General features: G+C 44.8%; 20 protein-coding genes and 1 other RNA gene. 10 read left to right on the top strand and 11 right to left on the bottom strand.

Annotation, left to right across the window (positions count from 1 at the left end; genetic code table 11):
- Nucleotides 1–85: 85 nt before the first annotated feature.
- Nucleotides 86–1,975: a penicillin-binding protein activator gene (locus tag BM736_RS12130; RefSeq protein WP_076412547.1), complete on the bottom strand. Its 1,890-nt coding sequence runs from the start codon at nucleotides 1,973–1,975 to the stop codon at nucleotides 86–88.
- Between the two features lie 102 nt (nucleotides 1,976–2,077).
- On the opposite strand from BM736_RS12130, the gene rsmI reads away from it, so the two are divergent.
- The 4 genes from rsmI (at nucleotide 2,078) to BM736_RS12110 (ending at nucleotide 7,969) form a co-directional block, all read left to right on the top strand.
- Nucleotides 2,078–2,923: a 16S rRNA (cytidine(1402)-2'-O)-methyltransferase gene (gene rsmI, locus BM736_RS12125; protein WP_076412385.1), complete on the top strand. Its 846-nt coding sequence runs from the start codon at nucleotides 2,078–2,080 to the stop codon at nucleotides 2,921–2,923.
- A gap of 123 nt (nucleotides 2,924–3,046) precedes the next feature.
- Nucleotides 3,047–3,399, top strand: an RNA gene (rnpB, locus tag BM736_RS12120) — RNase P RNA component class A.
- A gap of 687 nt (nucleotides 3,400–4,086) precedes the next feature.
- On the top strand, nucleotides 4,087–6,405 hold the full coding sequence (locus BM736_RS12115; RefSeq protein ID WP_076412382.1) for a cytochrome c3 family protein: 2,319 nt from the start codon (nucleotides 4,087–4,089) through the stop codon (nucleotides 6,403–6,405).
- Between the two features lie 202 nt (nucleotides 6,406–6,607).
- Nucleotides 6,608–7,969, top strand: coding sequence for a transcriptional regulator (locus tag BM736_RS12110; protein ID WP_076412380.1), 1,362 nt, complete (start codon nucleotides 6,608–6,610; stop codon nucleotides 7,967–7,969).
- A gap of 99 nt (nucleotides 7,970–8,068) precedes the next feature.
- On the opposite strand, the gene BM736_RS12105 is transcribed toward BM736_RS12110, so the two are convergent.
- Nucleotides 8,069–9,280 (bottom strand): NAD(P)/FAD-dependent oxidoreductase, encoded by a 1,212-nt coding sequence (locus BM736_RS12105; protein ID WP_076412378.1) that lies wholly within the window; start codon nucleotides 9,278–9,280, stop codon nucleotides 8,069–8,071.
- A gap of 432 nt (nucleotides 9,281–9,712) precedes the next feature.
- On the opposite strand from BM736_RS12105, the gene BM736_RS12100 reads away from it, so the two are divergent.
- Both BM736_RS12100 and BM736_RS12095 read left to right on the top strand, forming a co-directional pair.
- Nucleotides 9,713–10,843, top strand: a complete 1,131-nt coding sequence (locus BM736_RS12100; RefSeq protein ID WP_076412376.1) for an S-(hydroxymethyl)glutathione dehydrogenase/class III alcohol dehydrogenase — start codon at nucleotides 9,713–9,715, stop codon at nucleotides 10,841–10,843.
- A gap of 136 nt (nucleotides 10,844–10,979) precedes the next feature.
- Nucleotides 10,980–11,306, top strand: coding sequence for a multidrug efflux SMR transporter (locus BM736_RS12095; protein WP_076412374.1), 327 nt, complete (start codon nucleotides 10,980–10,982; stop codon nucleotides 11,304–11,306).
- Nucleotides 11,307–11,318: 12 nt separating this feature from the next.
- Here the strand turns inward: BM736_RS12095 and BM736_RS12090 are convergent, their stop codons facing one another.
- The 3 genes from BM736_RS12090 to BM736_RS12080 all read right to left on the bottom strand — a co-directional run bounded on the left by BM736_RS12090 (nucleotide 11,319) and on the right by BM736_RS12080 (nucleotide 15,344).
- Complete coding sequence (locus BM736_RS12090; protein WP_076412372.1) at nucleotides 11,319–12,113, bottom strand: ABC transporter substrate-binding protein; 795 nt, start codon at nucleotides 12,111–12,113, stop codon at nucleotides 11,319–11,321.
- A 74-nt stretch (nucleotides 12,114–12,187) separates the two neighbouring features.
- Nucleotides 12,188–13,873, bottom strand: a complete 1,686-nt coding sequence (locus BM736_RS12085) for a hypothetical protein (RefSeq protein ID WP_076412370.1) — start codon at nucleotides 13,871–13,873, stop codon at nucleotides 12,188–12,190.
- Nucleotides 13,874–14,123: 250 nt separating this feature from the next.
- A complete protein-coding gene (locus BM736_RS12080; protein ID WP_076412368.1) occupies nucleotides 14,124–15,344 on the bottom strand; it encodes a threonine/serine exporter ThrE family protein in 1,221 nt (406 codons plus the stop codon).
- 160 nt (nucleotides 15,345–15,504) lie between these two features.
- Here BM736_RS12080 and BM736_RS12075 point away from each other — a divergent pair, with 160 nt between their 5' ends.
- The 3 genes from BM736_RS12075 to BM736_RS12065 all read left to right on the top strand — a co-directional run bounded on the left by BM736_RS12075 (nucleotide 15,505) and on the right by BM736_RS12065 (nucleotide 18,991).
- Entirely contained in the window at nucleotides 15,505–15,924 is a 420-nt protein-coding gene (locus BM736_RS12075; protein WP_076412365.1) for an MAPEG family protein, read from the top strand.
- Between the two features lie 209 nt (nucleotides 15,925–16,133).
- Nucleotides 16,134–18,461, top strand: a complete 2,328-nt coding sequence (locus BM736_RS12070) for a YgiQ family radical SAM protein (protein ID WP_076412363.1) — start codon at nucleotides 16,134–16,136, stop codon at nucleotides 18,459–18,461.
- Between the two features lie 185 nt (nucleotides 18,462–18,646).
- The gene (locus BM736_RS12065; protein ID WP_076412545.1) at nucleotides 18,647–18,991 is read left to right on the top strand and encodes a YkvA family protein; all 345 of its coding nucleotides are present in this window, start codon (nucleotides 18,647–18,649) and stop codon (nucleotides 18,989–18,991) included.
- A gap of 26 nt (nucleotides 18,992–19,017) precedes the next feature.
- Here BM736_RS12065 and BM736_RS24885 read toward each other — a convergent pair whose 3' ends face one another.
- A complete protein-coding gene (locus tag BM736_RS24885) occupies nucleotides 19,018–19,959 on the bottom strand; it encodes a cysteine hydrolase family protein (protein WP_083700113.1) in 942 nt (313 codons plus the stop codon).
- An 83-nt stretch (nucleotides 19,960–20,042) separates the two neighbouring features.
- Between BM736_RS24885 and BM736_RS12055 the strand changes: the two genes are divergently transcribed.
- The gene (locus BM736_RS12055; protein ID WP_256717823.1) at nucleotides 20,043–20,969 is read left to right on the top strand and encodes a LysR family transcriptional regulator; all 927 of its coding nucleotides are present in this window, start codon (nucleotides 20,043–20,045) and stop codon (nucleotides 20,967–20,969) included.
- A gap of 18 nt (nucleotides 20,970–20,987) precedes the next feature.
- Here the strand turns inward: BM736_RS12055 and BM736_RS12050 are convergent, their stop codons facing one another.
- The 5 genes from BM736_RS12050 to BM736_RS12030 all read right to left on the bottom strand — a co-directional run bounded on the left by BM736_RS12050 (nucleotide 20,988) and on the right by BM736_RS12030 (nucleotide 26,683).
- A complete protein-coding gene (locus tag BM736_RS12050; RefSeq protein ID WP_076412361.1) occupies nucleotides 20,988–22,058 on the bottom strand; it encodes a porin in 1,071 nt (356 codons plus the stop codon).
- A 164-nt stretch (nucleotides 22,059–22,222) separates the two neighbouring features.
- Complete coding sequence (locus BM736_RS12045; RefSeq protein ID WP_076412358.1) at nucleotides 22,223–23,188, bottom strand: formate dehydrogenase subunit gamma; 966 nt, start codon at nucleotides 23,186–23,188, stop codon at nucleotides 22,223–22,225.
- A 138-nt stretch (nucleotides 23,189–23,326) separates the two neighbouring features.
- Nucleotides 23,327–23,914, bottom strand: a complete 588-nt coding sequence (locus tag BM736_RS12040) for a molecular chaperone (RefSeq protein WP_083700110.1) — start codon at nucleotides 23,912–23,914, stop codon at nucleotides 23,327–23,329.
- A complete protein-coding gene (locus tag BM736_RS12035) occupies nucleotides 23,914–24,459 on the bottom strand; it encodes a 4Fe-4S dicluster domain-containing protein (RefSeq protein ID WP_076412353.1) in 546 nt (181 codons plus the stop codon). Before BM736_RS12035 ends, BM736_RS12040 begins: the two co-directional genes overlap by 1 nt.
- A 10-nt stretch (nucleotides 24,460–24,469) precedes the next feature.
- Nucleotides 24,470–26,683: a molybdopterin-dependent oxidoreductase gene (locus tag BM736_RS12030; RefSeq protein ID WP_076412351.1), complete on the bottom strand. Its 2,214-nt coding sequence runs from the start codon at nucleotides 26,681–26,683 to the stop codon at nucleotides 24,470–24,472.
- Nucleotides 26,684–26,693 lie beyond the last annotated feature (10 nt).

Raw genomic sequence — 26,693 nt, 5'->3', positions numbered from 1 at the left:
TCCTCTTACAGTGTATCTATCTCTCAAGCTAAAGGAATGGCCGCTTGAGGCATCGATGGTCTACTTAACTCAGACTCATCAAATATTACTGCGGACGTAAGCTACCTCTTTGATAGCGTCCCCAGCTTAGCTGTCTATTGACCGTGCCATCAGGTGCGACCGATAACATGCCACTTCTGCCAGAAAACTGATAGCCAGGCAGTGCACGCATCTGTGCAAGCTTGCCAACAAGCTCCAGTGCATCATAGCCCATAATATAGAGACGTTTCTGTCCGTAGCTCCAAGTTGGCCATAGTTGTTCAACCTGCTGCGTCTCGCTGTTATTAGTGATTAGCCAAGGGATATCACTAATATTGAGGTTGTTGAGCTCTTGAGAAATCGCTCTAGAGTTATCTTCAACGCGGCTTCTGCTCGTGGTGTATAAAGGGACTGGCTCTGCAAAAACACTGAAATTCACGTCAATAAAAGGCTTAAGTAGCGGCAAGTCTTTATTTCCAGAGATCATATAGATGGCATCTATATCTCGGCGAGAGCGAAAGTCGGCTTCAATTTTATTGCCAAGTAGCGCTTTGATTCTAGCAATACGCTCTTTGCTATCAATAACCCCTAATGATTTCTGGACAGTGACCTTCATCTTATCGCCAGCATCATAGTAATGAACCTCAGCCTCGCTTTCCGTGAGTTCAGACCATGCCTTAATGAAGCTGTCAGCCATTCGATGGCCTATTGAATTATTGCTAGCTAAAATTAGTGGTGTTGTTATGCCGTCAGCAAATAGCTTAGCTGCCGCATCACTGGCTTCGTGTGCAGGGGAAAGGGCAAAGTAAAACTGGTCATTATCAGGGATGAAATCATCAATATGGTTTAGATATAGCTGGGGGACACGATCAACGAACGTTGGAGCTTGTGTTGCTGCATTTTCAACGGGCTCTATTGTGTGATTATCTCTGGCCTCAGATACAGGAATAGGTTGCTGTAGTTCTTCAACCTCAGACTGTAACAATGGACCTATGACAAACTCAGCGCCTGCAGCCATTGCTTCCTGATAGGCAACCTTAGCCCCATTTGCGGTATCAAAGAAGTTAATTGACACATTTGCATCCGGGTTAGCAAGGTAACGAGACACAATCCCATGCTTTACGGTACTGGCTACAGAGGCTCTAGGGCCCGTAAGAGGTAGTAATACTGCTATGTTTTGTGGCTTGTAGGGCTTAGTTGTTAATGCTTTTTCAAGATCTGTTGGTAGCTTGACTGAAGCCGGATGAGTTGGGTTTAAACGTTGCCACTCACCTAAGTGTTGCACTAACTCATTGGGCGTTATTGCATAATGTTTAGCGATATAGGCTAACTGTAACCAACCAGCGAAAATGGGGTTTGAGGTGTCCTTGCTAAATGTCAGTAATGTTTGTTCATGTAGCGGCTGAAGGATACGCCAGATATTATCATTGACTTCACTTGCCTGTTCGTTTGGCAGGTATACACTTAACAAGCTTAGTTGCCTAGCTTGCTCAATTGGCTGTTGAGTCAATTGAAACAGGCGGGCTTTAAATTGGTAGTAGGCCACCATCTGCCAGTCAGCAAGTTGCCATTGAGACGGATAATTGAGCTCACTGAGTGCATGATCATAGGTCGATGTAAGCTCTAACGCTCTGGCTGTAAGATATTTATGCTCAGCAAGTAACTCAGGTTTTGATACTAAATTCGGTTTTATGGATTCTAATGTCTTGATTGCAGAGCTGCCATCGCCAGCATTAATAAATGCGTGAGCAGCAAGTAGTGCATACCTATTTTGCATTTCTTGATTGGCTGAATTTGAGGCTTTAGTGAGATAATCAGCAGCTTGTAAAGGAGCACTGACAAGAGATACCTGCGTTTCAGTGGGCTTTACTTGGCTTGGCGTTGAGCCACAACCGTACAATACCGTAGATAAAATCGCGATAGAAATAAATTTAGTTGTATTCAGTCTTTTCAACACACTTTTTTTCAACACAAGAGGCCACTCTGGTAAGATGCAGCCAATAGTTTAACCTTCTCTTACGCTTGACGAAAGTCTTGTGATAGTCAAACCGAGGTAGATATGGATCTGGCGGTCGCTCTTTACATAGTTCCAACCCCTATTGGTAACCTTGCCGATATCAGTTCGCGTGCCATTGAGGTGCTTAATAACGTGGCATTAATTGCCTGTGAAGACACCCGTCATAGTGGAAAATTGCTTAGCCATTTTGGCATAGAAACACGTAAAACAGCGCTTCATGATCATAATGAAAGAGACAGAGCAGATTGGATTATTCAAAAATTGAGTAATGGTGAGCCTGTTGCTCTGATCTCTGATGCGGGAACACCGTTAATTTCCGATCCTGGTTATCACTTAGTGACTGCGGTACGCGCAGCGGGTTATAACGTAATCCCTTTACCAGGTCCTTGTGCTGCAATTACAGCGTTAAGTGCATCAGGCTTACCTTCAGACCGATTCTCCTTTGAGGGATTTCTACCTTCAAAAGAGAAGGGACGCTTAGATAAACTCTCTGCGCTTAAAGAAGATCCAAGAACGCTTATCTTTTATGAATCTCCTCACCGAATCGTTCACAGCTTGGAGTCTATATTAGCTGCGTTAGGTGAAGAACGTCAGATAGTGATGGCGCGAGAAGTGACTAAGACTTTCGAAACATTTTTATCTGGTCCTGTCAGTGAGGTCCTAGAAACAGTAAAGAATGATCCCAACCAGCAACGCGGTGAAATCGTTCTAATGTGTCATGGCTATCGTAACGATGCAGAGGACTCAGGCATTCCGACCGAAGTGGTTAATACCCTTAAGATCCTTGTCGAAGAGCTACCTTTGAAGAAAGCAGCAGCAATCGCTGGCCAAATCTATGGCATAAAGAAAAACGCTCTGTATAAATATGGCTTAGAGATAGGCTTATAAGAGTTGCTTCTTAGCGTATTGCTTAGTTTTTTAGTGTGGCCTTCGTGCTAAGAGAAAGTCACCGCATCACTATCAGAGCAAGATAGTGTTGCTGTCATGGCTAACACTCGTTATAATCCGCGCCGAGTTGGCCAGACAGTTGCCGCGTTCGCAAGAACGGGGAGGAAAGTCCGGGCTTCATAGAGCAGGGTACCAGGTAACTCCTGGGCGGTGTGAACCGACGACAAGTGCAGCAGAGAGGAGACCGCCTTCCTAATTTCGATTAGGTCGGTAAGGGTGAAAGGGTGCGGTAAGAGCGCACCGGGCGGCTAGTAATAGTCGTTGCAAGGTAAACTCTACCCGAAGCAAGACCAAATAGGGTTCCATACGGCGCGGCTCGCGTTGGAACCGGGTAGGTCGCTTGAGCCTGTGAGCGATTGCAGGCCTAGATGAATAACTGTCCACGACAAGACCCGGCTTATCGGCCAACTCACCTAATTTACACGAAAGGCCTCACAGCAATGTGAGGCCTTTTACGTTTTTGCCTGTAAGCATCAGCTTATCGGGCATAAATGTCACCTAATAAAAGTAGAAGGCCTCGCAGCTATGTTGGGCCTTTTACGTTTCTGCCTGAAAGCATCAGCTTATCGGTTATAAATGTCACCTAATGAAAGAAAGCCTGTTTACCTATAGGTAAACAGGCTTTTTGTTATCAGTTAGTATCGTCATAACTATGGCTCATTACACCATTTTACTATGTGGCTGAAGGTTAGCTCACTCGCTACGCAGTTCAAATAAAGCCGCTCAATCATATAATCTTGATTGTTTTTTTATGGGTTATCGTCGACGAGATCAAAAAACATTTTTTGTTCTAACAGGCAAAACGGTTCGAAATCCTACCTGTTGGTAACTATTCAGACTTTTGTTAGCTTTTGTGAATTTGAAATGTGCTAACAATCACGAATAAATAAGCTGGCTTAACCTTGACTTAACATTTGGGCTTCTCGCTAAGGGGTGTTTGTTTACTTGTTGTTTACATCTGTCGCTGGTTTTGGGGGGGAACTCTCGCTAGAAGATATTGCATGAAATGCAATCGAGGTTGTCACACTTTAGTTTCTGTTGATTCGATACATTTCTCTTGCCCCAAAAAAAGAGGGTTTATAGACAAGAGAGTGGAGTTGATGATGAAACGAATCAATATGAAAGTTGCAACCTTAGCAACGTTTATTGGATTAGCCCTTACGGGTTGTTCAGGTGATGATGGCGAAAATGGTAAAGATGGAGCGCCAGGCCAGCCAAGTATTCCAGTGGCAACAGATGCAAAAGTACTGAATGTTGAAGTGGATAGAATCTCAGTAGGTAATCAGTCTGATATTACTTTTACAGTAACCAATGAAAAAGAATTACCTGTTGTTGGTTTAGAGAACTTTGGCTTTATCCTTTCAGGGCTTGAAGAGGGCGTGGAAGGTGATGCAAGTCGCTGGAGCTTATTGAGTTCTGAAGCTTGCCCTGCGAGTAAGTATTCTAAGTGTGGAACCCTTGTTGATAATCAAGATGGTAGCTACCTATACAGTTTCGATAAAGATGTTACTGCCGAACCATCTTTTACGGTTACAGATGAAAAGACGCTAAGGTTAGTCTTACGTACCGGTGGGGAAGCGGTAGGAGGAACAGAGTTATCCTACGCCAACACTCACTATGACTTCAGAGCTCAGGGCGAGGAGGCCTTATACAGCAAAAATGTGGTTAATAATCAAAACTGTGTCGGATGTCATGATGACTTTTCTATTCATGGTGGTAAATATACAGAGGTTGAAACCTGTGTTTCATGCCATACCGATAACAAGATGAGTGAGGCGAATAAAGTCTTTCCTATGCTGGCCCATGAAGTTCATGTTGGTGTTATTTCAGCGCCAGTTGGCGGTTGCGATAACTGTCACTCTGAAAATGAGCTGGCAACTGACTATGCTAACTGGCGTGAAGTACCGACAGCAGAGACTTGTGTAACCTGTCATACAGAGGTTGACTTCAAAGAGGGGATCAATCATTGGCCCTATGCCGATAACGCTCAGTGCGCAAATTGCCACACACCTGATGTGATTGAAAGTTTACATCTTGGCACATACCAAGGACAAAATGAGCGCCGTAAGAATCTGCACTTAACAGTAACCGACGCTAAGATGATTTCTCAGCCACAAGCTGAAGAAAATCAGGGTAAAGAGGGCTCATTCGTTCAAGTTACGATCGATATTTTAGATAAGAATGGTGTATCGCGTAATGAACAGCTAGATAAAGTTAACTACCTCTACTATGCCGAGTTTTATATCAACTGGGGCGATCATGATCAAGGCCTAGGGTTTGGAGAAGGCGTTGCTGATGGGCGCGGCAAGGTATTACGCGTACATACCAATAAAGGACCATATGAAGGTTATTCAGAGAAGCCCATTGTTGTTGATTATAAAAATGGTAAGACGACTTATGAGATAGGTCCCTTCTCAATGGAAGATAAGTTCAAAGGTGATGTGACAGATCTATATGGCACCATCTCTCCACGTATCTGGTTCTGTATGGATGCTGCAGGCGAGAACATTATGGATTGTGACGGTGAGACTGATTGGAGTAACGGTGCTGCGGGCTATAACTGGCTAGAGTTTTTCAATACCGAAGGCTTGATGGAGGAGCGTCCACGCCGTCAAATTGTGACCAATGAGCTATGTGGTGATTGCCATGGCACAACAACATCTGAAGATGGTTTTGTGCAGATGACGTTGAACTGTCGTAACTGCCACTCAAAAGCGGGTGATAGTGAGTTTCACGGCACAACTTGTGTCTCTGGCAATGTTGATAGCAATGAACAAATTCTATTGAAAGATTTGATGCCTCGTGGTGAACGTGATTGGACTACCGCCTCTAATGCTGCAGAAGAGTGCATGGCTTGTCATAATGCCAACGTGGTACCCACTCAGGTGATTCGCGATGCCCATACAAAGCAAGGTGATAAGGATTATGTTGAGCAGCTGACCATGAGCCACCCCGATCAGAAAGTGTGGATCCATGCAATGCATGCGAATAACCGAGCTAACCAAAGTGGCGAAGGGTGGAGACGTAACGTTGATTACTCTGCCGATCTGGCTAATTGTACCAAGTGTCATACAGATGATAGCTTCGATGCCAAATATCTTGTTGGACGTAAGCCCTTAGCATTAGATCTAGATTATATGGATAGCTATACCGATCCAACTAACCCTGTGAATGGCCGTTATGCTGTTGATGGTGTCGCTGATGCGTACGTCTCGCCTACTGCTGCCGTATGCTTAAGTTGTCACGGTAAGCGTGCAGCTGAAGAGGGAGAGGATCGTAAGCAAGTCCGTGCTGAAGTCGTCGCTCATATGAAGCAAAACGGTGCACAGTTTGGTGTAACACTTGATGAGTACACTGGAGAAGAGTCATGTAATGTATGTCATAGCCTTAATAATCTGAAGGAATCTCATCATCTGAAATAACAAAAATTCATCTCCTGCAAAGTTTTGATTATAAGTATTTGGCCCTAGGATTTTTCTAGGGCCTTTTTACAGGGATCACAAATATTAAGAATGTATGAGTTATTTAGACAGAACTCAGCATTATATCAGCATTGTAAATCGTTAAATCGTATAGCATGTGCTGCTATGGATCTACGTATTAAGTAGTCGCTAGGGGTAGATTGTGAAAATTACAGAATTTTTAATTATAGACTTAGATGCTAGAGACTTAGTTGATCTTAAAAGTTCGAGTCGAAGTGCACTGTCACTTGCGGAGTTAGAAGTTTTAAAATGTTTAGTCGAACATGTTGGTGAAGTGGTTAGCAAAGAAGTACTAAATGATGCTGGTTGGCCACAGAGAGTTGTTGCTCCTTCATCTTTGACTCAATGTATGAGTAGCTTACGAAAAAAGCTTGCTAGCCAAGATGAGATTGAACTTAAAAATATTCCCCGTTATGGCTATAGCCTCTGTATTGTCGATACTGCTGGCTTCAAAGAGCAAGCGTTTACCAGCACTGATATCGAAAAAAGCAATATGGGTGATTTTGAGCCTTCTGGGAAAATAACGACTAAAGCTGCGGTAATGCCTAGCACAGCTCAACACCGGAGAAATTTTATTTACCGATGGCTATCTTTAGTCGGGTTATTGGTCGTTATCGCCACATTGCATTTTACTGGCAGTCTAAAAAGAGTCGTGAATACCCTGTCATTAATCACCGAGCCCAACATAGCCTCCATTACGGAGAGGAGTTTTGCTTTAGCTGAAGCACCATCTTTAGCCAATACAGTCCTGTTAGATAATCAGCACGATCAACGCGTTCCTGTCGAACATCAGTTCGATAACTGGGTTAACTATGATGCTGTTTTAAATAACAGCTCAGATAAACAGATGTTTATGTTTGATAATGGCCAGTATGAATCTATAGCCTTATGCAATGAATTTGAAAAGAACTGCGTGGACAGCCAGCCACTTAACCTTGTTCGCTCTATTGTCGCCCCTATTGCTCCGCTCGATATTCAATGGCTCGCCGATACGAAATTAAGGATGGAACAGGTTACCTATAATAAGATACTGCTAGATCAGTTTGAGGGTAGCGATAAAGGGGTGGTAGAGGATATTTTTCGCGCCGATGTCTACTATTATTCCGAGAGTAAGAATGTTGTGCGTGCCGATGTGCGTTTATCGCTGATTTTTGACTCGGACATAAGAGGAAAACTGGTTGCCGCAGCCTGTATTACTGACGATCAACTTAAAGAGATCTCTATACGGTATCAATTTAGTGGTGACTTTAAACTTAAGCAATCCAAGGTTGATGGCAAAACAGTTAAAACTTTTCTCGTTGATATTAACGATCGAACATTCACTCGACCGCAAACATTATCTAAAGAGTCTGCTACCATCTATCGAGAGATCCGTAAAAGTGTACTTCAAAATGAGCGGATGGTTTTGAGGCAGCTTTATCAGGATGATGAAAGCGGTGTGTGGATGTTGCCTTTGTGGGGCGATACCATGGTGTGGGCTCATCGTGAGCAGATCTCATTATAAGTAAATATCAAAGCATATTTATAGAGGTTTTCGCATAAAAAAAGCCGCTTACTTCATAGTAAACGGCTATCTATTTAATTTGATTATTGTGAGGCTATGCTACCTACTCGGCTGAAAAATACACTTCAGCCTTTTAGCTATGATCAAGCGTGACATGGTAAATAGGCCACTGACTGTCTTTTGATGTAAGCGAAAGATAGTGTCGTAGAGGCGACGTACTAAACGGCCTTTCAATATTAGTCTGTCATTCATCATAGTGCTGATAGCAAAGTTATGACCAATAGCTACCACCATGCCACCGTCTTTGTAGACGAATGGCTTCAATGCCTTACCCTTCATTAAGCCAACTAAGCTTTTTGATAGGTGTACAGCGGCGCGGTTTGCTGCTTGCGCTTTGGGTGGCACCATAGTGCCATCACTTTGTGGAATGGCAGCACAATCACCCAGTGCAAATACATGTGGATCTAAGGTTGTTGCTAGTGTTTGATGCACCTTAAGCTGATTAACATTATTACTCTCTAACCCAGCGATGTTGTTTAACCAATCAGGGGCCTTAATACCCGCTGCCCAAAACTGAATATCAGCATCTATAGTGAGACCACTGCTGGTGGTCATGCTATGGCTTGTTACATGGGAGATGCGGGTATCTAGCATAAGATTGATATCATATTTCTCTAGGGTTGATTGTGCATGTTTAGACATCTTTAACGGACTATTTGGCAAGACTCTATCGCTTGCTTCAATTAAGTTGATTGTTAGCTTCGCTGCGTGAGGGTTCTGAGCGAGCTTGCTACTTACTTTTGCCAGCTCGGCGGCTAGCTCCAGCCCTGTAGCACCAGCGCCTACAATATTGACAGTACGCTGCTCACCTGAGCGCAGTAACGAGCTTATCTGTTGCCAGCTGTCACGTGCTTGCTCTGGAGTATCCAGGAACAAGCAGTGCTCAAGTGCTCCTTGAGTGGCAAAGTCATTGCTGATCGCGCCAATAGCAATCACTAGGTAATCATAATTGATTGTATCTAGATTACCGCTGGGTCTACGGACGATCAGCTGCTGATCTGCTCGATTGATATCTGTCATCCAAGCTTGATAATGCATATAGCCATTTTTGGCCCCATGACTGAAGTAGCATAAGGTATCTAAATCACTATCGAATGTGCCAGCAGCAATTTCATGGAACCTTGGTTTCCAGTAATGGTGGGTTTCACCATCGACTAAGATAACTTCATCATTTTTATTTACTGAGCGGCCTAACATACTGGCCAACTCAAGCCCGGCAGCACCACCGCCGACAATAACAACACGAGACATAATAGTTCCTTCGCGCACCCTGAGCGGTGCTTTACATATATTGATTGATGACTCCCAGGGCTTAATGCTTAGTTTCAATTTAGTGTATTGAGACTGGGATATCTGATGGCGGCTATTATAATTTGGCTTTAAATAGGAACAATTGGTGTAAAAGGTAAATAACTTTTACTCAGTTGTAATAATTGGCTGGCTGGTTTCCGAGGTGATCCCTTAGGCTTTATTGAGCAAGCTAAGCGTAAAAGCTGCACTTATATTAAGGCGAGAAGATCGTTAAAGCATATTAATGAGAACGGCTACCTGGATTGTTACTGTACGGTAAAGGTTATTTGCTTGGTAGGTGGATTATCACCTTGTGTGAGATAGCTATAATAGCTGCCATACAAACAAGGGAGCAGATGGCTGGCCTTGAATAGAATGAAAGGTAGAAGATAAATGAGTGCACAAACAATCAAATCAAAAGCAGCAGTCGCTTGGGCTGTCGGTGAGCCACTCTCAATGGAAATTGTTGATGTAATGCCACCGCAAGCTGGCGAAGTACGTATCAAGATGATCGCCACTGGCGTCTGTCACACCGATGCGTTCACACTTTCAGGTGATGATCCTGAAGGGATCTTCCCTTGTATATTAGGTCATGAAGGTGGCGGAATCGTTGAGTCTATCGGTGAAGGAGTGACTAGCGTACAAGTCGGTGACCATGTTATTCCTCTGTACACACCTGAATGTGGTGAGTGTAAATATTGTTTGTCCGGTAAGACTAACCTTTGTCAGAAGATCCGTGAGACTCAAGGTAAAGGTTTAATGCCAGATGGTACTACGCGCTTCTCAAAAGATGGCGTAGATATCTTCCATTACATGGGGACATCAACGTTCTCTGAGTACACCGTTTTACCTGAGATATCACTAGCAAAAGTGAACCCTGAAGCGCCTTTAGAGGAAGTATGTTTGCTGGGTTGTGGTGTCACTACGGGTATGGGAGCTGTTATGAATACAGCTAAAGTTGAGGAGGGCGCTACCGTTGCTATCTTCGGCATGGGCGGTATTGGCCTTTCGGCTGTCATTGGTGCCTCTATGGCAAAGGCGGCACGCATCATAGTTATCGATATTAATGAAAGTAAGTTTGAATTAGCACGTAAGTTAGGTGCAACAGACTTTATTAACCCTAAGAACTACGACAAACCAATCCAAGATGTGATTGTTGAGCTAACCGATGGTGGCGTAGATTACTCATTTGAGTGTATTGGTAATGTTGACGTGATGCGTAGTGCACTTGAGTGTTGTCATAAAGGTTGGGGTGAATCAGTGGTGATTGGTGTTGCTGGTGCAGGCCAAGAGATCTCAACTCGTCCATTTCAATTAGTAACAGGCCGAGTATGGAAAGGCTCTGCATTTGGTGGTGTTAAAGGTCGCTCAGAGTTACCTGAATACGTTGAGCGTTATATGGCGGGTGAGTTTCAGTTAAATGATTTTATTACTCACACCATGGGGCTAGAGCAGGTTAATGAAGCTTTTGACCTTATGCATGAAGGTAAGAGTATCCGTACTGTTATTCATTTCGATAAGTAAGACGTTTAAGGTTCGGGCATAGCAAATAGGCTATGCCTGAACATTTATCTTACTTGGTGTGACTAGGTTTAGCGGTAGATATGTCATCTCGCTAACACATGCGGAATTTGATCTGTTTCAGATAAGGTAGCTATTTATGAGTTGGGTTTTTCTATTGTTAGGGGTAATGGCTGAAGCGTTATCCCATGTGGCACTTAAGGCGACCGATGGTTTTACCAGACCTTTGCCTGCGGCTATGGTTATCTTGGGACATCTCACTGCCTTTCTATTTTTAGGTCAGGCGATGAAGGGGATGCCTGTTGGTGTTGTGCATGCTCTATGGGCAGGATTAGCCATAGTGACTGTGACTATGTTATCGGCGCTTTTTTATCGTCAACACCTGGATGCGACGGCTTGGGTGGGAATGATCTTTGTCGCTGCTGGTGTAGTGATGATCAATCTTTCACAAGGGCATAGCCATTAAGTTGGCAAAAAATTAAAAAGGGATATTCAACGGGGAGTATTCAGATTGGGGCAGGCTGGGAGGCTGCATTTTCCACTGTTTATATAAGGTATCAAATTCGCCCTGACGTAACAGGGTATCTAAATGGTGATTGAAAGATTTAATGATGTCGTAGTTGTTATATCTCATCTTAAATCCAAGAAAATAATGAATCTTGTCTTCGCTACCCAGATAGTCTAGGCCATTTAAGCCGAGCTGGTGGGCATAAAACGCGCCAACATCTCTGTTGACGAAATAGGCATCGAAACGTTCAATCGATAGCATTTTCAATGGTTGCTCATTGGCTGAATTAAACTGATAGATATGCATAGCTGGCATGCCCGACTGCTGCACTCTTTTATCTATATCGAGCAAAGATTGGTAAGTGTTTGAGGGAGCAAAAACGCCGATATTTTTGCCGGCGAGTTGGTTAATTGTTTTGACCTCTTTATGTTTGAGTGTGTAGAAGCCATATTCAGTTTCAAGCAGGGGAACTGAGAACCAGATACTGTTGGCGCGTTCAGCATTCCAACCAAGAAAATGCCCTTCGGCTAAGCCACTGTGAAAAACTTGTTTAGCGCGCTTATTGGGCAAGAGTTCAATGTCGCATGAGTGCTCCCAACTCTTGCAGGCTTGTCTGGTTATTTCAACTAAGATCCCTGTAACGTTATGGTTTTCATCTTCGTAGCTAAAGGGGGCAAATTCATGGCATACGATCTTCAACGACTCAGCATGGGACTGAAAAATCGTAGAGAAAAGCAGTATAAGTAAGAGGCTGTAACGAAGCATAAAGAGTCACTCTAAGTTCCATAAAGATAAGTCTAGTCTGTAAACATACGTGTATCAGTGATATCTCGCCTCAATCAGAATCGGTTTCTGACCTGAAAACGCCACTCCCAACTGTTTACTTCAACGCCAGTAGTAAAGGGGACACTGAAATCGATATGGGCGACATTGCCATAGCTTGAACGGGAGGAGTAGATGCGCGCCCCTATGCCGACGCTACCAATTGGCCCGTTGATCTCATTATTATCATCGGGTCCACCAAAGGCTTGCCCTACATCGACAAATGCAGCCCAGCCCAGTTCAGCTAATTGATACAAGTTTATATTGGGATAGTTTCTAATCTCAGAGGTAAACAGCCACTGGTTGTCACCGTGTTGATAGTCGTTAGGATAGCCTCGGATGCCTGTATCATCGCCAAGTGCAAAGGGTTTATCTAAGTAATTATTTTGTGAAGTACTGAGTCTGGTTTTTGTATAGACAGTCCATTTAGGATCTATTTGATAAAAGTATTCAGCGTTTATATTGACCTGAAAAAAGTCATCTTGGCTGGTGGCAAATACGCCCTGGCCATCAAAGCTAAGCAGCAATAACTCCTGACCAGCTTGGTAACCTCGGGTTGTTTTCCAATTGAGGTGATAACCCAGAGGTGAGCCGTCATTGGTATCTTGGGTTTCTAAGCCAAGTTTAAAGTAGTGATGCCAACCTAAGTTAAAGTCTTCGTTATAGTTGATAAGGTGGACATTATTGAGCACTCTAAAATCATCTTGAAGGTACTCGTAAGCTAGCCAAGGGTAGAGGAAGTCTCTGTCTTTAGGGAGTGCAGAGTCAGGATAGGTTTCAAGATTATCGAACTGACTGCGATCTTGTGTCACACCAGTAATAATACGAGAACGTGAGTCATCATTTAGGGTGATGCGCCAACCATATACTAGGCTATTAAAATCGTGCTGATGCTCAAACTCATTAATATCGATACCATTTTGTTTTACTGTATCGACACGCAGGTCATCGCTGTACATGGCTGAGTACATGTCTTGAGTATTGAGTGTATAAAAAGGTTTATTGAAGTAGAATTGTGTCGATTGGCCATCGCTATTCTCATCATAATGGAACGCAACTTTAGAGTGTTGAACAAAGCTCTCTAATGGGGCTTCTATGGCAAACTTGTAACCAGTTCTATCGGCATCTGAACTGTATTTAAGACGGGTTCGTATGCCATAACCAAGAAAGTTATCCTCTTTTAATCCCACTGAAAATTTACTCTCACCGCCGCTTCGACTAAGGCTCAATGTGGGTAAAAGAGACCAATTGTCCCAAGTTTCAACCAATAAAGTTTCTCCCTCTTCGGTGATGTCCGCATCGGGGGCGGGCTCAGCGATTGTGACTTTGGCGTCACGAAGGTAGGGCTCATATCTGAGTATTCTCTGGGCTTCATCCAGATCTTTTTGACTGACCTCATCCCCAGCACCGAAATCTAGCTTGTTGATGATGACAGGCTCACGGGTATTGATATGTAGGTAGTTGGCCCAGTGGTGAATAAAAAAGGTATCCGGTTCTGATTCATCAAAGATAGGGTGGCTGGAGACCACGATCTTGCGGATCAATATAGGCTCTTTAGACGTTTTTTTATTGCTTGGAAGAGATGCCCACTCTTGGGCTGCCAATACCGATGAAGTAGGTACACTGGCCTCGTCTCCTCTGCTTGGCATGCTTGCCAAAAAACAAAGAATAGATAGAGATAAAATCCGCTTTAATCCCATCATATAAAGGCCTTATACACTTTTAGTGTATGTTTGGCTGCGCAATTTAAAAAATTTTATTACAACTTAATAACACACTCGGAGTCGGCGTTAGTCAAGGAGAAACCGAAAATAAATGGGTGATTTTTATTCAGTTTTAGTTTGAATTTAAGAGACACATCAGGCTGGGTATAGGGTGCAGAGGAAAATGCGAAAGGGTAAAAATTACTGAGCACTAATTTGATATATTAGCGCTCAGTGACATCATCACTTATTAAAGCGTTCTTCTTGGAGGCACTGCGACGTTAGCGAATATTAATCCCGCAATTAACGACATAAAAATAAGGAAAATTTGCGTGCCTATATGTGATTGGTTGAGCATGGTCTCGCCTAAAATAAGCGTATTAAGGCCAATATAGGTTTTACTGCCAGGGACTAAGATGACGATCCCCTGCAAGAGTGCGATAGAGGCGGGGGCCTTCATCCAGCGAGCAAATAAGTTTGAATAGACACCAACGGCAAATGCGCCGAAGAAGATACCGATAGAGTCTCCGAGGTAGATGCTGCCTAGCATAGAGGAGAAGAAGGCCACTATCCCGGCGAGTATGCCCCAGGGAGCATCTTTCATTCGTGCCTTGAATATGATCACCAGCGCCATCGAAAGAATGGGGACTGCAGACCAGATAGCCCATTGTGGCACAGGGTCTGGGTCGAAACCTATGGCGTCACCAAAAATAGCGCTGCCAACAACCATACCCAAAATGACACCAAAGTAGAGCTTAAACAGCAGCATGAAGGCATCCATGATGCGTGCTGTTCCAGATATTAAGTCTCTTGCGGCCAGTTCTGCCATACCGAGTGTCAGGGCTAACCCGGGAATAAAGATAATGATCCCGGATAAGATCACTACTGGCATATTGATATTGGGGTCGACGTGAGAGATTGCACTGGCGATAACCGCACAGAGTATCGCGGCTAAAGGTTCTAGCATTTCAGCCATACGCTTAGAACGCTCTGCACGGTAAACTAAGCCATAAACCATAAGGCCTAACAGTGCTGACCAGAAAACATCGTTCCAACTGGTGCCCATCAGCATGGCAAAGGCACCTGCAGAGCTACCAAATGCAAGTAGGGTGAGCCTATTGCTGTATGGATTAGGTTTGTTAGCTATCTCTTCGAGGCGTTCTAGTGCTTCAGAAAGCGTGCGCTTTCCGGAAACTAGTTCTTCGACCAGCTCATCAGTTCTGGCAAGTGAGCCAAGATCTAACTCGCCAGGATTAACGCGGGCGACATGGTTATATTCTTGGTCTGTGTCATGTTGTAACACAAAGGTCATAGCTGTGGGGGAGATTAGAAAATATCCCTCCAACCCCAAGAGTTGAGTGACCGCTTGAAGGTGGGCTTCTAGTCGGTAAGCAGGGGTACCAAATTTATGTAACGACTTGCCTAACTTAATGATAAATCGTCGTTTTGTTATAAATTCTTCGTTGTTCACTCGTTAGGCCTGTTTTGGATTAAATTACCGTTTCCATCAAACGAGCGCATATTAACCTAGTTTGTGGAAAAAAGGTTAATCGTCTGGAAAATATTTACATCTTTGCTGTATGTTGTAATGCTGATCGTAAAAACAACCTACCCAAGGAAAAGGAACACATATGTCAGTGGTAATCTCAGGTCTTTATATCAGTCTCACTGCAATCTTAGTGGTGGCTTTTGCGATGAGGGTGATTAAGCTGCGCCGAAAACATAAAATAGGGCTTGGCAGCTCAGGTAATGAGGAGCTGAGAATAGCTAATCGTGTCCATGCTAACTTAGTTGAAAATGCCCCAATTGCAATGATTTTGTTGCTGGTCGCCGAGTTGAATAGTCTTTCTGCTATCTATATGCACCTGCTTGGTATCACTTGGTTAGTGGGGCGCTGCCTGCATGCCGTAGGTTTAACTAAAGGTCGTGGAGGCTATCACCTAGGGCGTTTCTGGGGAGGTTTACTGAGCTGGTCGGTCATTTTGATCTTAGCTGTGTTTAACCTAACTCACTTCACTCTGGATTCGATGGGTTATTTAGCTAACTCATGAGCGGCATAGGACAAGTTAAGCGGTAAAGCTTAGCTTGTCAAAAGGCCACACAGGTTTTAAGGGTAAACGAGTATTTCTATCTTAAAGCCGCTTTTCTTTACTTTTGTTCGTTTTTTGTTCGCCTAGATGGTGTGTCCCCTGCTATAATCCGCGTCCCGTTAATGGGCGCGAATGATTTTTCACCATTAGATAGCTAGGCTTTATGACTCATGCAAGTTGAATCCACTCTTTTTACTTATCCCAAATACCGCTCAGATCAAACGAAAGCGGCGCCTTTTTTACCTATGTCTCGTAAGGAGATGAATAAGTTAGGTTGGGATAGCTGCGACATTATCATAGTCACAGGCGATGCCTACGTGGATCACCCCAGTTTCGGTATGGCTGTTATCGGTCGTATGCTTGAAGCTCAGGGGTTCAGAGTGGGGATTATTTCTCAGCCTGACTGGTCTAATAAAAATGACTTCATGAAGCTGGGCAAGCCAAACCTCTATTTTGGGGTAACAGCTGGCAACATGGATTCGATGATTAACCGTTATACGGCAGAGCGTCGTATGCGCCATGATGATGCCTATACCGCAGGTAATATCGGCGGTAAACGCCCAGATCGTGCGGTCACTGTTTATACCCAACGCTGTAAAGAAGCGTTTAAACAAGTGCCTGTCGTCATTGGTGGCATAGAGGCGAGCCTACGTCGTATCGCTCACTATGATTATTGGTCAGATAAAGTGCGCCGTTCAGTCGTTTTAGATGCTAAAGCGGATATCTTAGTTTACGGTAATGCCGAGCGTCCGCTGGTGGAAATATCTCACCGTATGGCGAGTGGAGAATCACTCAGTGAAATGCACAATATTCGTGGTACCACAGTGATCCGTAAAGAACCCTTGCCTGAATGGAAGGGCATGGATTCGCGTAAGATCGATCAGCTACACAAGATTGACCCCATTCCAAACCCGTATGGGGCAGATGATGTTGGTTGTAAAAACCTCTCTGGCCCATCGGATGTGAAAGTTTTCGATAATGATGCGCCTAAGGCTATCAGTGTACAGCCTGCTCGCCCTAAGCCATGGGAGAAGACCTATGTCTTACTGCCTAGCTATGAAAAAGTGGCTGGCGATAAATACCTTTACGCCCATGCGTCTAGAATCTTGCACCAAGAGCAGAATCCTGGTTGTGCCAGAGCTCTGTTTCAACCCCATGCTGAGCGTGCTATCTGGGTAAATCCACCTGCATGGCCATTAAGCACCGAAGAGATGGATGGTGTGTTTGGTCTGGCGTATCAGCGAGTGCCACACCCTTCGTACGGTAAAGAGAAGATCCCTGCCTATGACATGATTAAGACCTCAATCAATATCATGCGTGGTTGTTTTGGTGGCTGTTCATTCTGCTCTATCACAGAGCATGAGGGGCGTATCATTCAGAGTCGTTCGCAAGAGTCGATTGTGAATGAGATTAAAGATATTCAAGACAAGGTGCCAGGCTTTACCGGCGTTATATCAGATCTTGGTGGTCCTACGGCTAACATGTATCACTTGGGCTGTAAGAGTGAGAAAGCTGAAAAAACCTGTCGCCGTATCTCCTGTATTTTCCCCGATATCTGTGGCCATATGGATACCGATCATCAGCCGACAATCGACCTGTACCGTGCGGCCCGCGATTTGCCAGGCATTAAGAAGATCTTAATTGCATCAGGTGTTCGCTATGATTTAGCTTCAGAAGATCCGCGTTATGTAAAAGAGCTAGCGACGCACCATGTCGGTGGTTATCTTAAGATTGCGCCAGAGCATACCGAAGAGGGCCCGCTGAACAAGATGATGAAGCCGGGCATGGGCACTTATGACAAGTTTAAAGAGCTATTCGATAAATACTCGAAAGAAGCAGGCAAGAAGCAGTACTTAATCCCTTACTTTATCTCGGCTCACCCAGGGACCACCAACGAAGATATGGTGAACCTAGCGCTGTGGCTAAAAGGCGAAAAGTTTAAGTTAGACCAGGTGCAGAACTTCTATCCATCACCTATGGCTAACGCGACAACGATTTATCACACTGAGCTTAACTCACTTAAAAACGTTAAGCACACCAGTGAAGAGGTGAGTGTGCCGAAGAAAGGCCGCCAACGTAAATTACATAAAGCACTGCTGCGTTATCATGACGAGGCGGGCTGGCCTATGATCCGTGAAGCGCTAATCGAGATGGGTAAAGAGAAGTTAATTGGTAATGGTGCCAACTGTCTCGTCCCAGCAGAATCACGTCAAGAACGTGAAGCCATGCGTAATAAGAGTAAGAATGGCACGAATAAGAGCGGCGCGAATAAGGGCAACAAGAAAGCGAGCTCAGATGGCAAGAAGGCCTTTACCCGTTTCTCTGAAGATCAGTTTGCCGATAGAAAGCCAAAAGGAAAAGCTGGCAGTTCAAATAAGTCAGGCTCCTCAAATAAACAGGGTGGCAAAGCCCCCACAGGGCAGGGAGCAGGTGCTAATAGCAAGAAGCGTCCAGCTAAGAAAAATGCTTGGGGTACTACGCCTAAGCATCAAAGGTAGCGCAGCTTCTAGCTAAATTATATAAAATAAGGGAGTATCCAATGGGTACTCCTTTTTTGTGGCCCTGTTGTAGTGTTACGAGCTTTTTGCTTAACCTATTTGGCATCATTGCTCGATTCCTTACACCCAACCCATTAAGATTGAGTAACAACAACCGTGAAAGCCAACAGGCCCTAGGAGTGTTTATGAGTGATAATTCAGCGGGTACCACTGAGGGGTATACTGATGAAGGCTTCTGGAACAAGGTAAAGCTGTTTGCCAAGAAAGCGGGTCGAGAAGTGATTGAAAATGCACTATGTCTCTATTATGCGGCGCAACGACCTGATACTCCTAAATGGGCTAAGACCATCATCTTTGGTGCTTTAGCCTATTTCATTACCCCGTTAGATGCGATTCCAGACTTAACGCCATTGGTTGGTTTTTCTGATGATTTGGGCGCATTAGCCGCCGCACTTGCTATGGTAAGCATGTATATCGATGATGCCGTAGAAAGTCAGGCGGCAGCCAAAGCTGCCACCTGGTTTGATTAGCTGTGCTGTTAATGTGAGCTGCTCATTTAGCTGTTTTGTGCGAACCAGGTTTGGCTATTAGTCACTGCAGCGCCACCAAAAGTGAGTGACAGCATATTGGCTGCAATCAGCTCTGCACCTGAGAAGCTATGGGCTGCATACTCTAACGCAGGCGCCGCGACACCATCTTCAATTACTTCACATTGATAGCCCTTATTAACAGCGCTGCGACAGATAGTCTGCACACAGGCTTGTGCCATTGCTCCGACAATCACGAGTTTATCTATGCCTAGCTCAACCAGAGTTTGTTCCAGTGCAGTATTGATAAAGCTGTCTATCTGATGTTTGACGATAACTGGCTCGCCCTCAATCGGTGCGACGCTGTTCTCAATCTCAATACCTGTTGTATTCACTGCAAAGAAGGGCGCATTTTCATCTTCAAAGATATGCTGAATATGGATAACAGGCAGCTGCTTAGCTCTGAAGTGAGTGAGTAACTCTTTTGCTTTTTGAGTACTCGTCACTGGATTTTCCAGCTCGAAACGTCCACCAGGGAAGTAATCATTTTGCAAATCGACCAAGACAAGTGCCGTGCGTTGCGCTTGGGCTAATGGCGCCTCAAGTTGCGTGAGTACGCTAAAATCGTCCTCTTCTAAATACCACTGCCCGTCTTGCGCTAAGGTCCATAGCTCCTTACTGATAAAGCCGCTGGCGATATTCATCGACCAGTTTGCCGATAAGATGGCTTGCTTATCGTTAAGCACCTTGATCTCAACATTTCGATACACGAGATCCCCAGGCTTACTTTCGGCAAACCCTAACCAAAACTGAGAGATGGCTTCAAGGCCATCGAATCGACCGAATGGCGATACCTGCATCTTAGCTTCAGGAAAGTAGCGGGCGATACATTTTTGGGTATTACCACGATTGAAATCGGCAACCCATTCTCGGCTTGCTTGCATGACTGATTGGCGAATTGACTGGCTCATCTTATTTATCTCTTGCTTGTTTAAGTATGCTGAGCAGTTTATTGTTATTTTAACTATTAATAATTATGTGGATATTGAAATCAATGTTCATAAAAAGTGAACAAAAGCGCTTGGCATACCAGATGCTGGTATTTGATGAGGTCATTAAGCAGGGCTCGTTTACCGCAGCGGCAGAGTCTCTGGGCCACACTAAGTCAGCAGTCAGTCAGTATGTGAGCCAGCTGGAAAGCGGGCTCAGTGTTAGGCTACTTAATCGCAGTACTCGGCAATTAAACCTAACCACTGCAGGCGTAAAACTAGCTAAGCGTAGCGAGCAACTGCTAGAGGTGTTGTCAATGACGCTCGATGAGATGCAATCACTTGAGCATGATCCAACAGGCAGAATATCGATCACAGCGCCTCATGCTTTTGAAGCTAATATGGTAACGCCAATAGTGGCTGAGCTTTGTAATGAATACCCTAAGCTAACTCCTGAATTGGCATTTACCGATGAAAGGCTAGATTTACTAGAGCATAAGCTGGACATTGCGATATCAGTTGGCCCGCAAAAAGACAGTAGCTATCAAGCGATTCTTATCGGCAAGCTAGACAGTATCTTAGTGGCATCACCGCGTTACCTTGCCAGGGTTGGCAAGCTTGAACTTTCAGATCTTACAATGCAGACTTTAGTGGTATTACCTTGGCAACAAGAGGCTGTTTTAAAGGGAAAGCAGGGGCAAGTGCTGAACTTTATTAGTGATAAAACGATAAAAGTGAATACGTCGATCAGCGCAATTAACTGTATTAAGTCGGGAGTCGGCATTGGTTTAGTCCCCTCAATCTTTGTACAGGACGAACTTGATTCGGGGGGATTATTGCAACTTGTGCCAGAGTTTACTGGTGAAGTACGGGATGTCTACGCACTGCATTCATATCAAAAGCAGCTTCCTTTAGTGATGAGGCGTTTTGTCGAACGTTTAAAGGCTGAGTTTACCCAGCAAAATAAGTTAAAAAATAGACGCCCCGAGTAATCGAGGCGCTAATTAAGCTTAGTCAGTCCAAGTTAGGTTGAAGTCGTATCTAAAGCCGATGGTGATTGCTTGATCGTCATTGCGATGTTCGAAGCTCTTATCTAGGTACTCTAAGTGCACGCGCAGGTTGTCAATTGGGTTCCATTCAAGTGTGGTATTGAAGCCATCATAGTCAGCTGAAGTGTTATCTTCGATGCCATCCTTAAACTGGAAATACCCCAACTTTACCTTGTAGTCTTTAGCAATTGGGTAGGCTAAAGCACTATCTAGCGTGCTTCCGCTTCGGTCTTGGCTCAATGCATCTAGGTTATATTGCTTGTCTTGGTAGCTGACAGCGACATAGAGGTCGTTGCTGAAGGTATAAGCGACGACGCCGCCTATTGTTTGGTCATCGCCTTCGATACCTGCATCAGTCATCGTATTTTGGCTAACATAGCCAAGACCTATATGCAGTTGGTCGACATCGTAGCCAAGGCCGAGGTTAACCATATCGGTTGCATCATCACCGCTTTCACCATCAAACTGTGCGCCAGCCATCCAAGTGAAGTCACCTGTGACTAGCTGGTAGGTCACGAAGTTATCGACGAAAAAGGGGCTCTCATGGTCATAGGCGTAAGGACTATTACCATGGTTAAAGATATCCACATACTCAGCCACTAAGGTGTATTGCGCAGGACGTTGCTTACCAATGCCGATTTGGCCATAGGGTGATGCGATAGCTGCATATGCTTGACGTGCTTTACCAAAGTTACCAGAGTTGGCAATATCGACACTCCACTCACCTTGGGCGATGGCTGTCCAGCCGTCGGCAAATTCAGTGCTAGCTTTAATACCTACACGAGACAGGGCATCACGGACATCCCAGGTTTCATCTCGCTCATTATCTAAGTAGCTTAGTGTTGGGCGAATGGAGCCGTAGAGGCTGAGTTGGCTATTTTCAAACTGGGAGGGCGTGGTACTTTTTTCGAGTCTGTTTTCAAGTTGTTTGATACGCTGCTCTAAAGACTGAGCATCATCTGCAAAGGCGTTGTAGCTGCAAAGTGTAACGGCAAGTGCTACTAGTGATGGTAGTGTTTTCATCGTATGCATCTTCTATGTTGTTAAATTCAGGCCGCAACAATTCATCAATCTCTTAAGGAAGAGCTGATTAGTGCGGTGCTGAATAATCTGTTATCAGAGCCGGGGCTCTATTTAAGAATGCTCACCCCCTTCTTGGGAAGGTGAGCATAGTTTGATGTTAGAGAGTTAGTCGTTTACTTAAGCTCGTTGAACCATAAGTTATGGTGCTGTTTAGCCCAGTTTTCATCGCAGTAGCCGGAGATCATGTTAGACATACCGCCCTCTGACATCACAGTTGCCATAAAGATGTGTACCACAGAGAAGGCACTAATAATGATGGTCGATAGGATATGCAATAGCAGCATTAAGTTCGCGGTATTCTTAGTGACGACAAAGGTTTCAGGAAACATCATTGTCAGGCCTGAAATCACCATCACACCACCGAAGAGTGCAAATACCCAGAACCATAATTTTTCACCTGCGTTTGCAAAGCCTGCATCTGGGTGATGTTTCTTACCCACGTTGAGATACCCCCCCAATACGGCAAACCATTTCAAGTCATAGCTTGCTGGGAGCTGCTTGGGTGCCCACATCAATATCATCAGGATATAGCCTAGGATGAAGGGAAAGGCCATCAGCTCATGCAGGCCACTGGAAAGGCCTACCAGTGATGCCCAGCTCGGTGCATTCATACTTGGCTCGAAGTAGTGACGGCCGCCAGCTAAGACTAAGCCAGTCAAGATGAGCAAGATGCAAGCTATAGCACCTAGCCAATGGACGCTAATACTTAAGCCTGACCAGCGTTTGATCATCTTACCTGAAAAGCCTTTATCCAGGCGTGAGATGCCGTTGACCTTGATGAAGATGATAAATAACGCGATGACACCAAATAGGCTCGCAAAAACTAGCAATGCGATACTGTCTGTATTGCTTAAATAGCCTAAGGTCGTCTCGTTGGCTTCCTCTGGTATTGATGCTGGCATCAATAATTCCGCTTGAGTTGGCATACCAAGCAGTTCCGGGATATCGCCTGCAATGGGTTGTACTTCAATTTTTTGCCATTGTTGAGGTTGTAGTGTTGCCACTTCTGCGGCCATTATTGCTGTTGAGGCAAACAGGCTGATGACAATAAAACTAAATAATCTTATTGCTCTGTTCATTCATAACTCCTGTAGCGACCAAGGTCGCCTATTAAGCGCTATCCGCCAGCATCTGCAGGCTTGGAGTGCAGATTGAGACGGATGATGCTGTTTTACTTATTACAAAGTGCGTAAATAGATATAAATCTCTTCAGCGCATTACTGTATTTGTTGGCTAATAAAAAGGTGCAGTTCAGTAGCAAATTCGCGCCAAAAAGTCTGTTGAGCATGGTGTTTTATCCCTTCACAGAAAGGAGTGATCCAAGTGCCAAGGTGCTTAGAGATAAACTCATCAGCAATTGCTGTTAGCTCCTCATGGTTTTGAATATTACCTGCTGATCTTTGCTCATCTGCTAAAGCGTGAACGCAGTAGAGAAACTCGAGTTCATTACCGATAAAGTCCGCTGGTTCATTAAGTTTTTCATCAATGACGAGGCCAATATGTTGATAAAACTCCGCAACTCTGACTGTTTCATCTGTGTTTATGACATGATTACCACTACGATAAACGCCCTCGTAGGGGGCAACCAGCAGCTTATATGGACCGATACACATACGGTTGAAATCAAATTCTAGTTCCGATGAGTCCTCGATAAATTTCTCTGCTTCTTTAAGTAAAAGACTATCTGGGTTATTAGCGTTTAGGTGCTCAATTAACCCAGCTAAAGCTTCATTACTAGAAGGGTTGAAAATCATCGACTTATAGACAAAGTAAGTCATTGCCAACGGGCCATATTGCGTTGTCATTATGCGCGTTCCTTAATAATCACCATGTTAGGTTTCGTGATGCAATCGCCGTAACCGATCCCCTCTTTGCTCGCTGAAGGTCGCTTTAACACCTCGTCGATGTTGCCGGTTTCGATACACTGCACAGGACACCCAGTCACACAGGCAGGTTTCATACCGCGATCGAGTAGTTCAACGCACATGTTGCACTTGTCCGCCTTACCATCGTCTTCACGGATACTGACGGCTGAATATGGACAGGCGCTTGCACACAGGCCACAGCCAGTACACTTTTCACGATCGAGCACTACGATACCGTCATCTCTTACGTGATAAGCCTTAGCCGGACAGACCATTAAGCAGGCGGGGTTTTCACAATGCATACAGGAGTGAGATAACCACACATCTACCGCACCATCTTCTCGCTGTACCTCATAGCGATCCACCTTACGGAATCTATGGTTCTCAGGCAGCTCGTTATGGATCTGGCAGGCAACAGTACAGGCACCACAACCGACACAGTTTTCTTGTCTGAAGACAAAGCCCACTTTTTGATTAATAGACATCTTTTACTCCTTAGGCTTTTTCTAGCGCGACATTGGTCGAATGGTAGGCTGAGCAGCCGCCCATATCGGTCAATTTGTCGGTGGTGAGGTTGTTGGTACAGCTGGCTCTGCCCTGGGGATCCATACGGCGCCAGTTATTTTTAGGTGCCATAACTGTGCCGCGTCCAACCTGGCCTGAAACCTGTGCAACAAAGAATGCTTCGCCTCTGTGATTGCTGAGTCTGACCGTGTCGTTGTTTTTAATCCCTAGTTCTTTGGCGTCTTCAGTGTTGATCTTGGCCATATATGCTGGGAAGTTACGAATATACTTCACGTTGTAGAATGAGCTGTTGGCACGCTGAGGGATCGCTGGAGATAACATCCTAAACGGTAAGCTCTTCTCCTCTGGGATCATCTCATCTTCAGGCAGACCAAAGTCGATCACTGGGTGGTAACCGGCGTCAATCATCATCTGAGAGTGGAACTCAATCTTGCCACTGTCAGTCTTGTATTTGCCATCACCAAAGTAGGGACGTTGATCGTAAACGGTGACGAACTTATCTTTGATGATCTGCTCGTAAGTGATGTTGTTGTGTCTGAAGGCGGGCTCCTCAGTGTCTAAGAAGTCACGCAATATCTGTTCATAATCGACACGCATCTCAGGGTGGTGATCTAGCCCCATATGAGCGGCTAACTCTTTAAAGAAGATCCAGTTATCTTTAGATTCACCTAAAGGCTCAATCACTTTTTCAGAGGTTTGCATGTGGTAACAGTTGTAATCAGTACCCATATCTGGGAACTCGAACTGAGTTGTCGATGGTACTATGATGTCGGCAAGTTCTGCGGTATCTGTCATTAAGAAATCATGAACCACTAAGAACAGGTCATCACGCATTGCCCCTAGGCGACAGGCGTTGGAATCAGGTGCGACTGAAACGAAGTTACCATTGTAATTAATCACAGCCTTAATAGGCTTGATTGGCTTACCATAAGCGGTAGGATTTGTCGGGTGAATGGCCTTGGCAATCTCTGTCATGTTGACATGGCCTACGGTGTCGCCATTAGGGTGGATATGATCGGCACGCCCTTTGGAGTAATTTAAGCTGTCATCCGCTTGGGTGTTGTCATAAATAAAGCCATTACCAATCTTACCGTACTGACCTGCTACAGCATGCATCATAGCGATAGCACGGGACATACGAGCACCGTTATAGTTACGCTGCATTCCGTAGCCTAAACGAATAACAGATAACTCAGATTCGCCGTAGACCTTAGCGAACTTGAACATCTTCTCTCTCGGTACGCCGGTGACCTTTTCAATTTCGTCGTAACTCATCTCATCAAGGCGTTTGAGTAGGTCTTGATAACCGAGCGTGTTAGCTTCGATAAACTTAAGATCGGCTAAGTTGTTTTCAATCAAGTACTTCATGATACCGGTAGCAAGATGGGTATCTGTGCTTGGTTTTGGCTGTAGCCAGATATCCGCTTGAGATGCGATAGGCGTACGCATTGGGTTTACAACCAAGAGTTTTGCACCTTTGTCTCGTGCTTGGTTGATAAACTTAATACCGTGTACGTTCGTCGCGGTTTCGTTTTGGCCCCAAGAGATATAACAGTTGGTGTAGATATTGTCGTATGGATCTGGACCTTGGTAAGTACCAGTCACAGACTTCAGGCCTTCATAGGCGGCGAAAACACACACTTTACGATCTAGCTTGCGAGCCCCTACAGCGTTAAAGAAACGGCTAGGTCCGCCGTATTTCCCAATAACGCCTTCGTGGCCTGAATAGCTGTATGGCAAAATGGAGTCAGCACCATGCTCTTTAATGATCTGCTGTAAACGGCTAGCGATTTTTGCATAAGCCTCGTCCCAGCTGATGCGGCGCCATTTTCCTTCGCCTTTTGCGCCTGCGCGCTCCATAGGGTGTAAAATTCGGTCTGCGGCATAGGTGTACTGCACATAGGCATGGCCTTTCACACAAGGAGAGGTGCCCATCTTCTTCATCTCTGAAGCACCTTCAACATAGGTCATACGGCCGTTTTGAACGGTAAATTTAAGCAGACACCGATCAGCACAGTTGCGCTGACAAGTATGGTAGACAATCTTACCTTCACGTTTGAGTAGTTTATCTGGCGCCCCGCCGCGTTCCGTTGCATTGGCAATGCCAGGCATCAAGCCTGACAGAGAGCTAACAACGGAGCTAGCTCCTACTCCCTGCAGGAAGGTGCGTCTGTTAATCTTCATATTTGTTCCC

The organism is Shewanella sp. UCD-KL12 (genome assembly GCF_001957125.1).
Classification (GTDB): domain Bacteria; phylum Pseudomonadota; class Gammaproteobacteria; order Enterobacterales; family Shewanellaceae; genus Shewanella.
The sequence above is the reverse complement of the archived record's forward strand: the minus strand, read 5'-3'. Positions and strand labels throughout refer to the sequence as shown.

Excerpts from the sequence above, each read along its gene's own strand:
- rsmI (WP_076412385.1), top strand. The coding sequence starts at position 2,078 with ATGGATCTGGCGGTCGCTCTTTACATAGTTCCAACCCCTATTGGTAAC.
- BM736_RS12115 (WP_076412382.1), top strand. The coding sequence starts at position 4,087 with ATGAAACGAATCAATATGAAAGTTGCAACCTTAGCAACGTTTATTGGA.
- BM736_RS12105 (WP_076412378.1), bottom strand. The coding sequence starts at position 9,280 with ATGTCTCGTGTTGTTATTGTCGGCGGTGGTGCTGCCGGGCTTGAGTTG.
- BM736_RS12100 (WP_076412376.1), top strand. The coding sequence starts at position 9,713 with ATGAGTGCACAAACAATCAAATCAAAAGCAGCAGTCGCTTGGGCTGTC.
- BM736_RS12095 (WP_076412374.1), top strand. The coding sequence starts at position 10,980 with ATGAGTTGGGTTTTTCTATTGTTAGGGGTAATGGCTGAAGCGTTATCC.
- BM736_RS12090 (WP_076412372.1), bottom strand. The coding sequence starts at position 12,113 with ATGCTTCGTTACAGCCTCTTACTTATACTGCTTTTCTCTACGATTTTT.
- BM736_RS12085 (WP_076412370.1), bottom strand. The coding sequence starts at position 13,873 with ATGATGGGATTAAAGCGGATTTTATCTCTATCTATTCTTTGTTTTTTG.
- BM736_RS12075 (WP_076412365.1), top strand. The coding sequence starts at position 15,505 with ATGTCAGTGGTAATCTCAGGTCTTTATATCAGTCTCACTGCAATCTTA.
- BM736_RS12070 (WP_076412363.1), top strand. The coding sequence starts at position 16,134 with ATGCAAGTTGAATCCACTCTTTTTACTTATCCCAAATACCGCTCAGAT.
- BM736_RS12065 (WP_076412545.1), top strand. The coding sequence starts at position 18,647 with ATGAGTGATAATTCAGCGGGTACCACTGAGGGGTATACTGATGAAGGC.
- BM736_RS24885 (WP_083700113.1), bottom strand. The coding sequence starts at position 19,959 with ATGAGCCAGTCAATTCGCCAATCAGTCATGCAAGCAAGCCGAGAATGG.
- BM736_RS12055 (WP_256717823.1), top strand. The coding sequence starts at position 20,043 with ATGTTCATAAAAAGTGAACAAAAGCGCTTGGCATACCAGATGCTGGTA.
- BM736_RS12050 (WP_076412361.1), bottom strand. The coding sequence starts at position 22,058 with ATGCATACGATGAAAACACTACCATCACTAGTAGCACTTGCCGTTACA.
- BM736_RS12045 (WP_076412358.1), bottom strand. The coding sequence starts at position 23,188 with ATGAACAGAGCAATAAGATTATTTAGTTTTATTGTCATCAGCCTGTTT.
- BM736_RS12040 (WP_083700110.1), bottom strand. The coding sequence starts at position 23,914 with ATGACAACGCAATATGGCCCGTTGGCAATGACTTACTTTGTCTATAAG.
- BM736_RS12035 (WP_076412353.1), bottom strand. The coding sequence starts at position 24,459 with ATGTCTATTAATCAAAAAGTGGGCTTTGTCTTCAGACAAGAAAACTGT.
- BM736_RS12030 (WP_076412351.1), bottom strand. The coding sequence starts at position 26,683 with ATGAAGATTAACAGACGCACCTTCCTGCAGGGAGTAGGAGCTAGCTCC.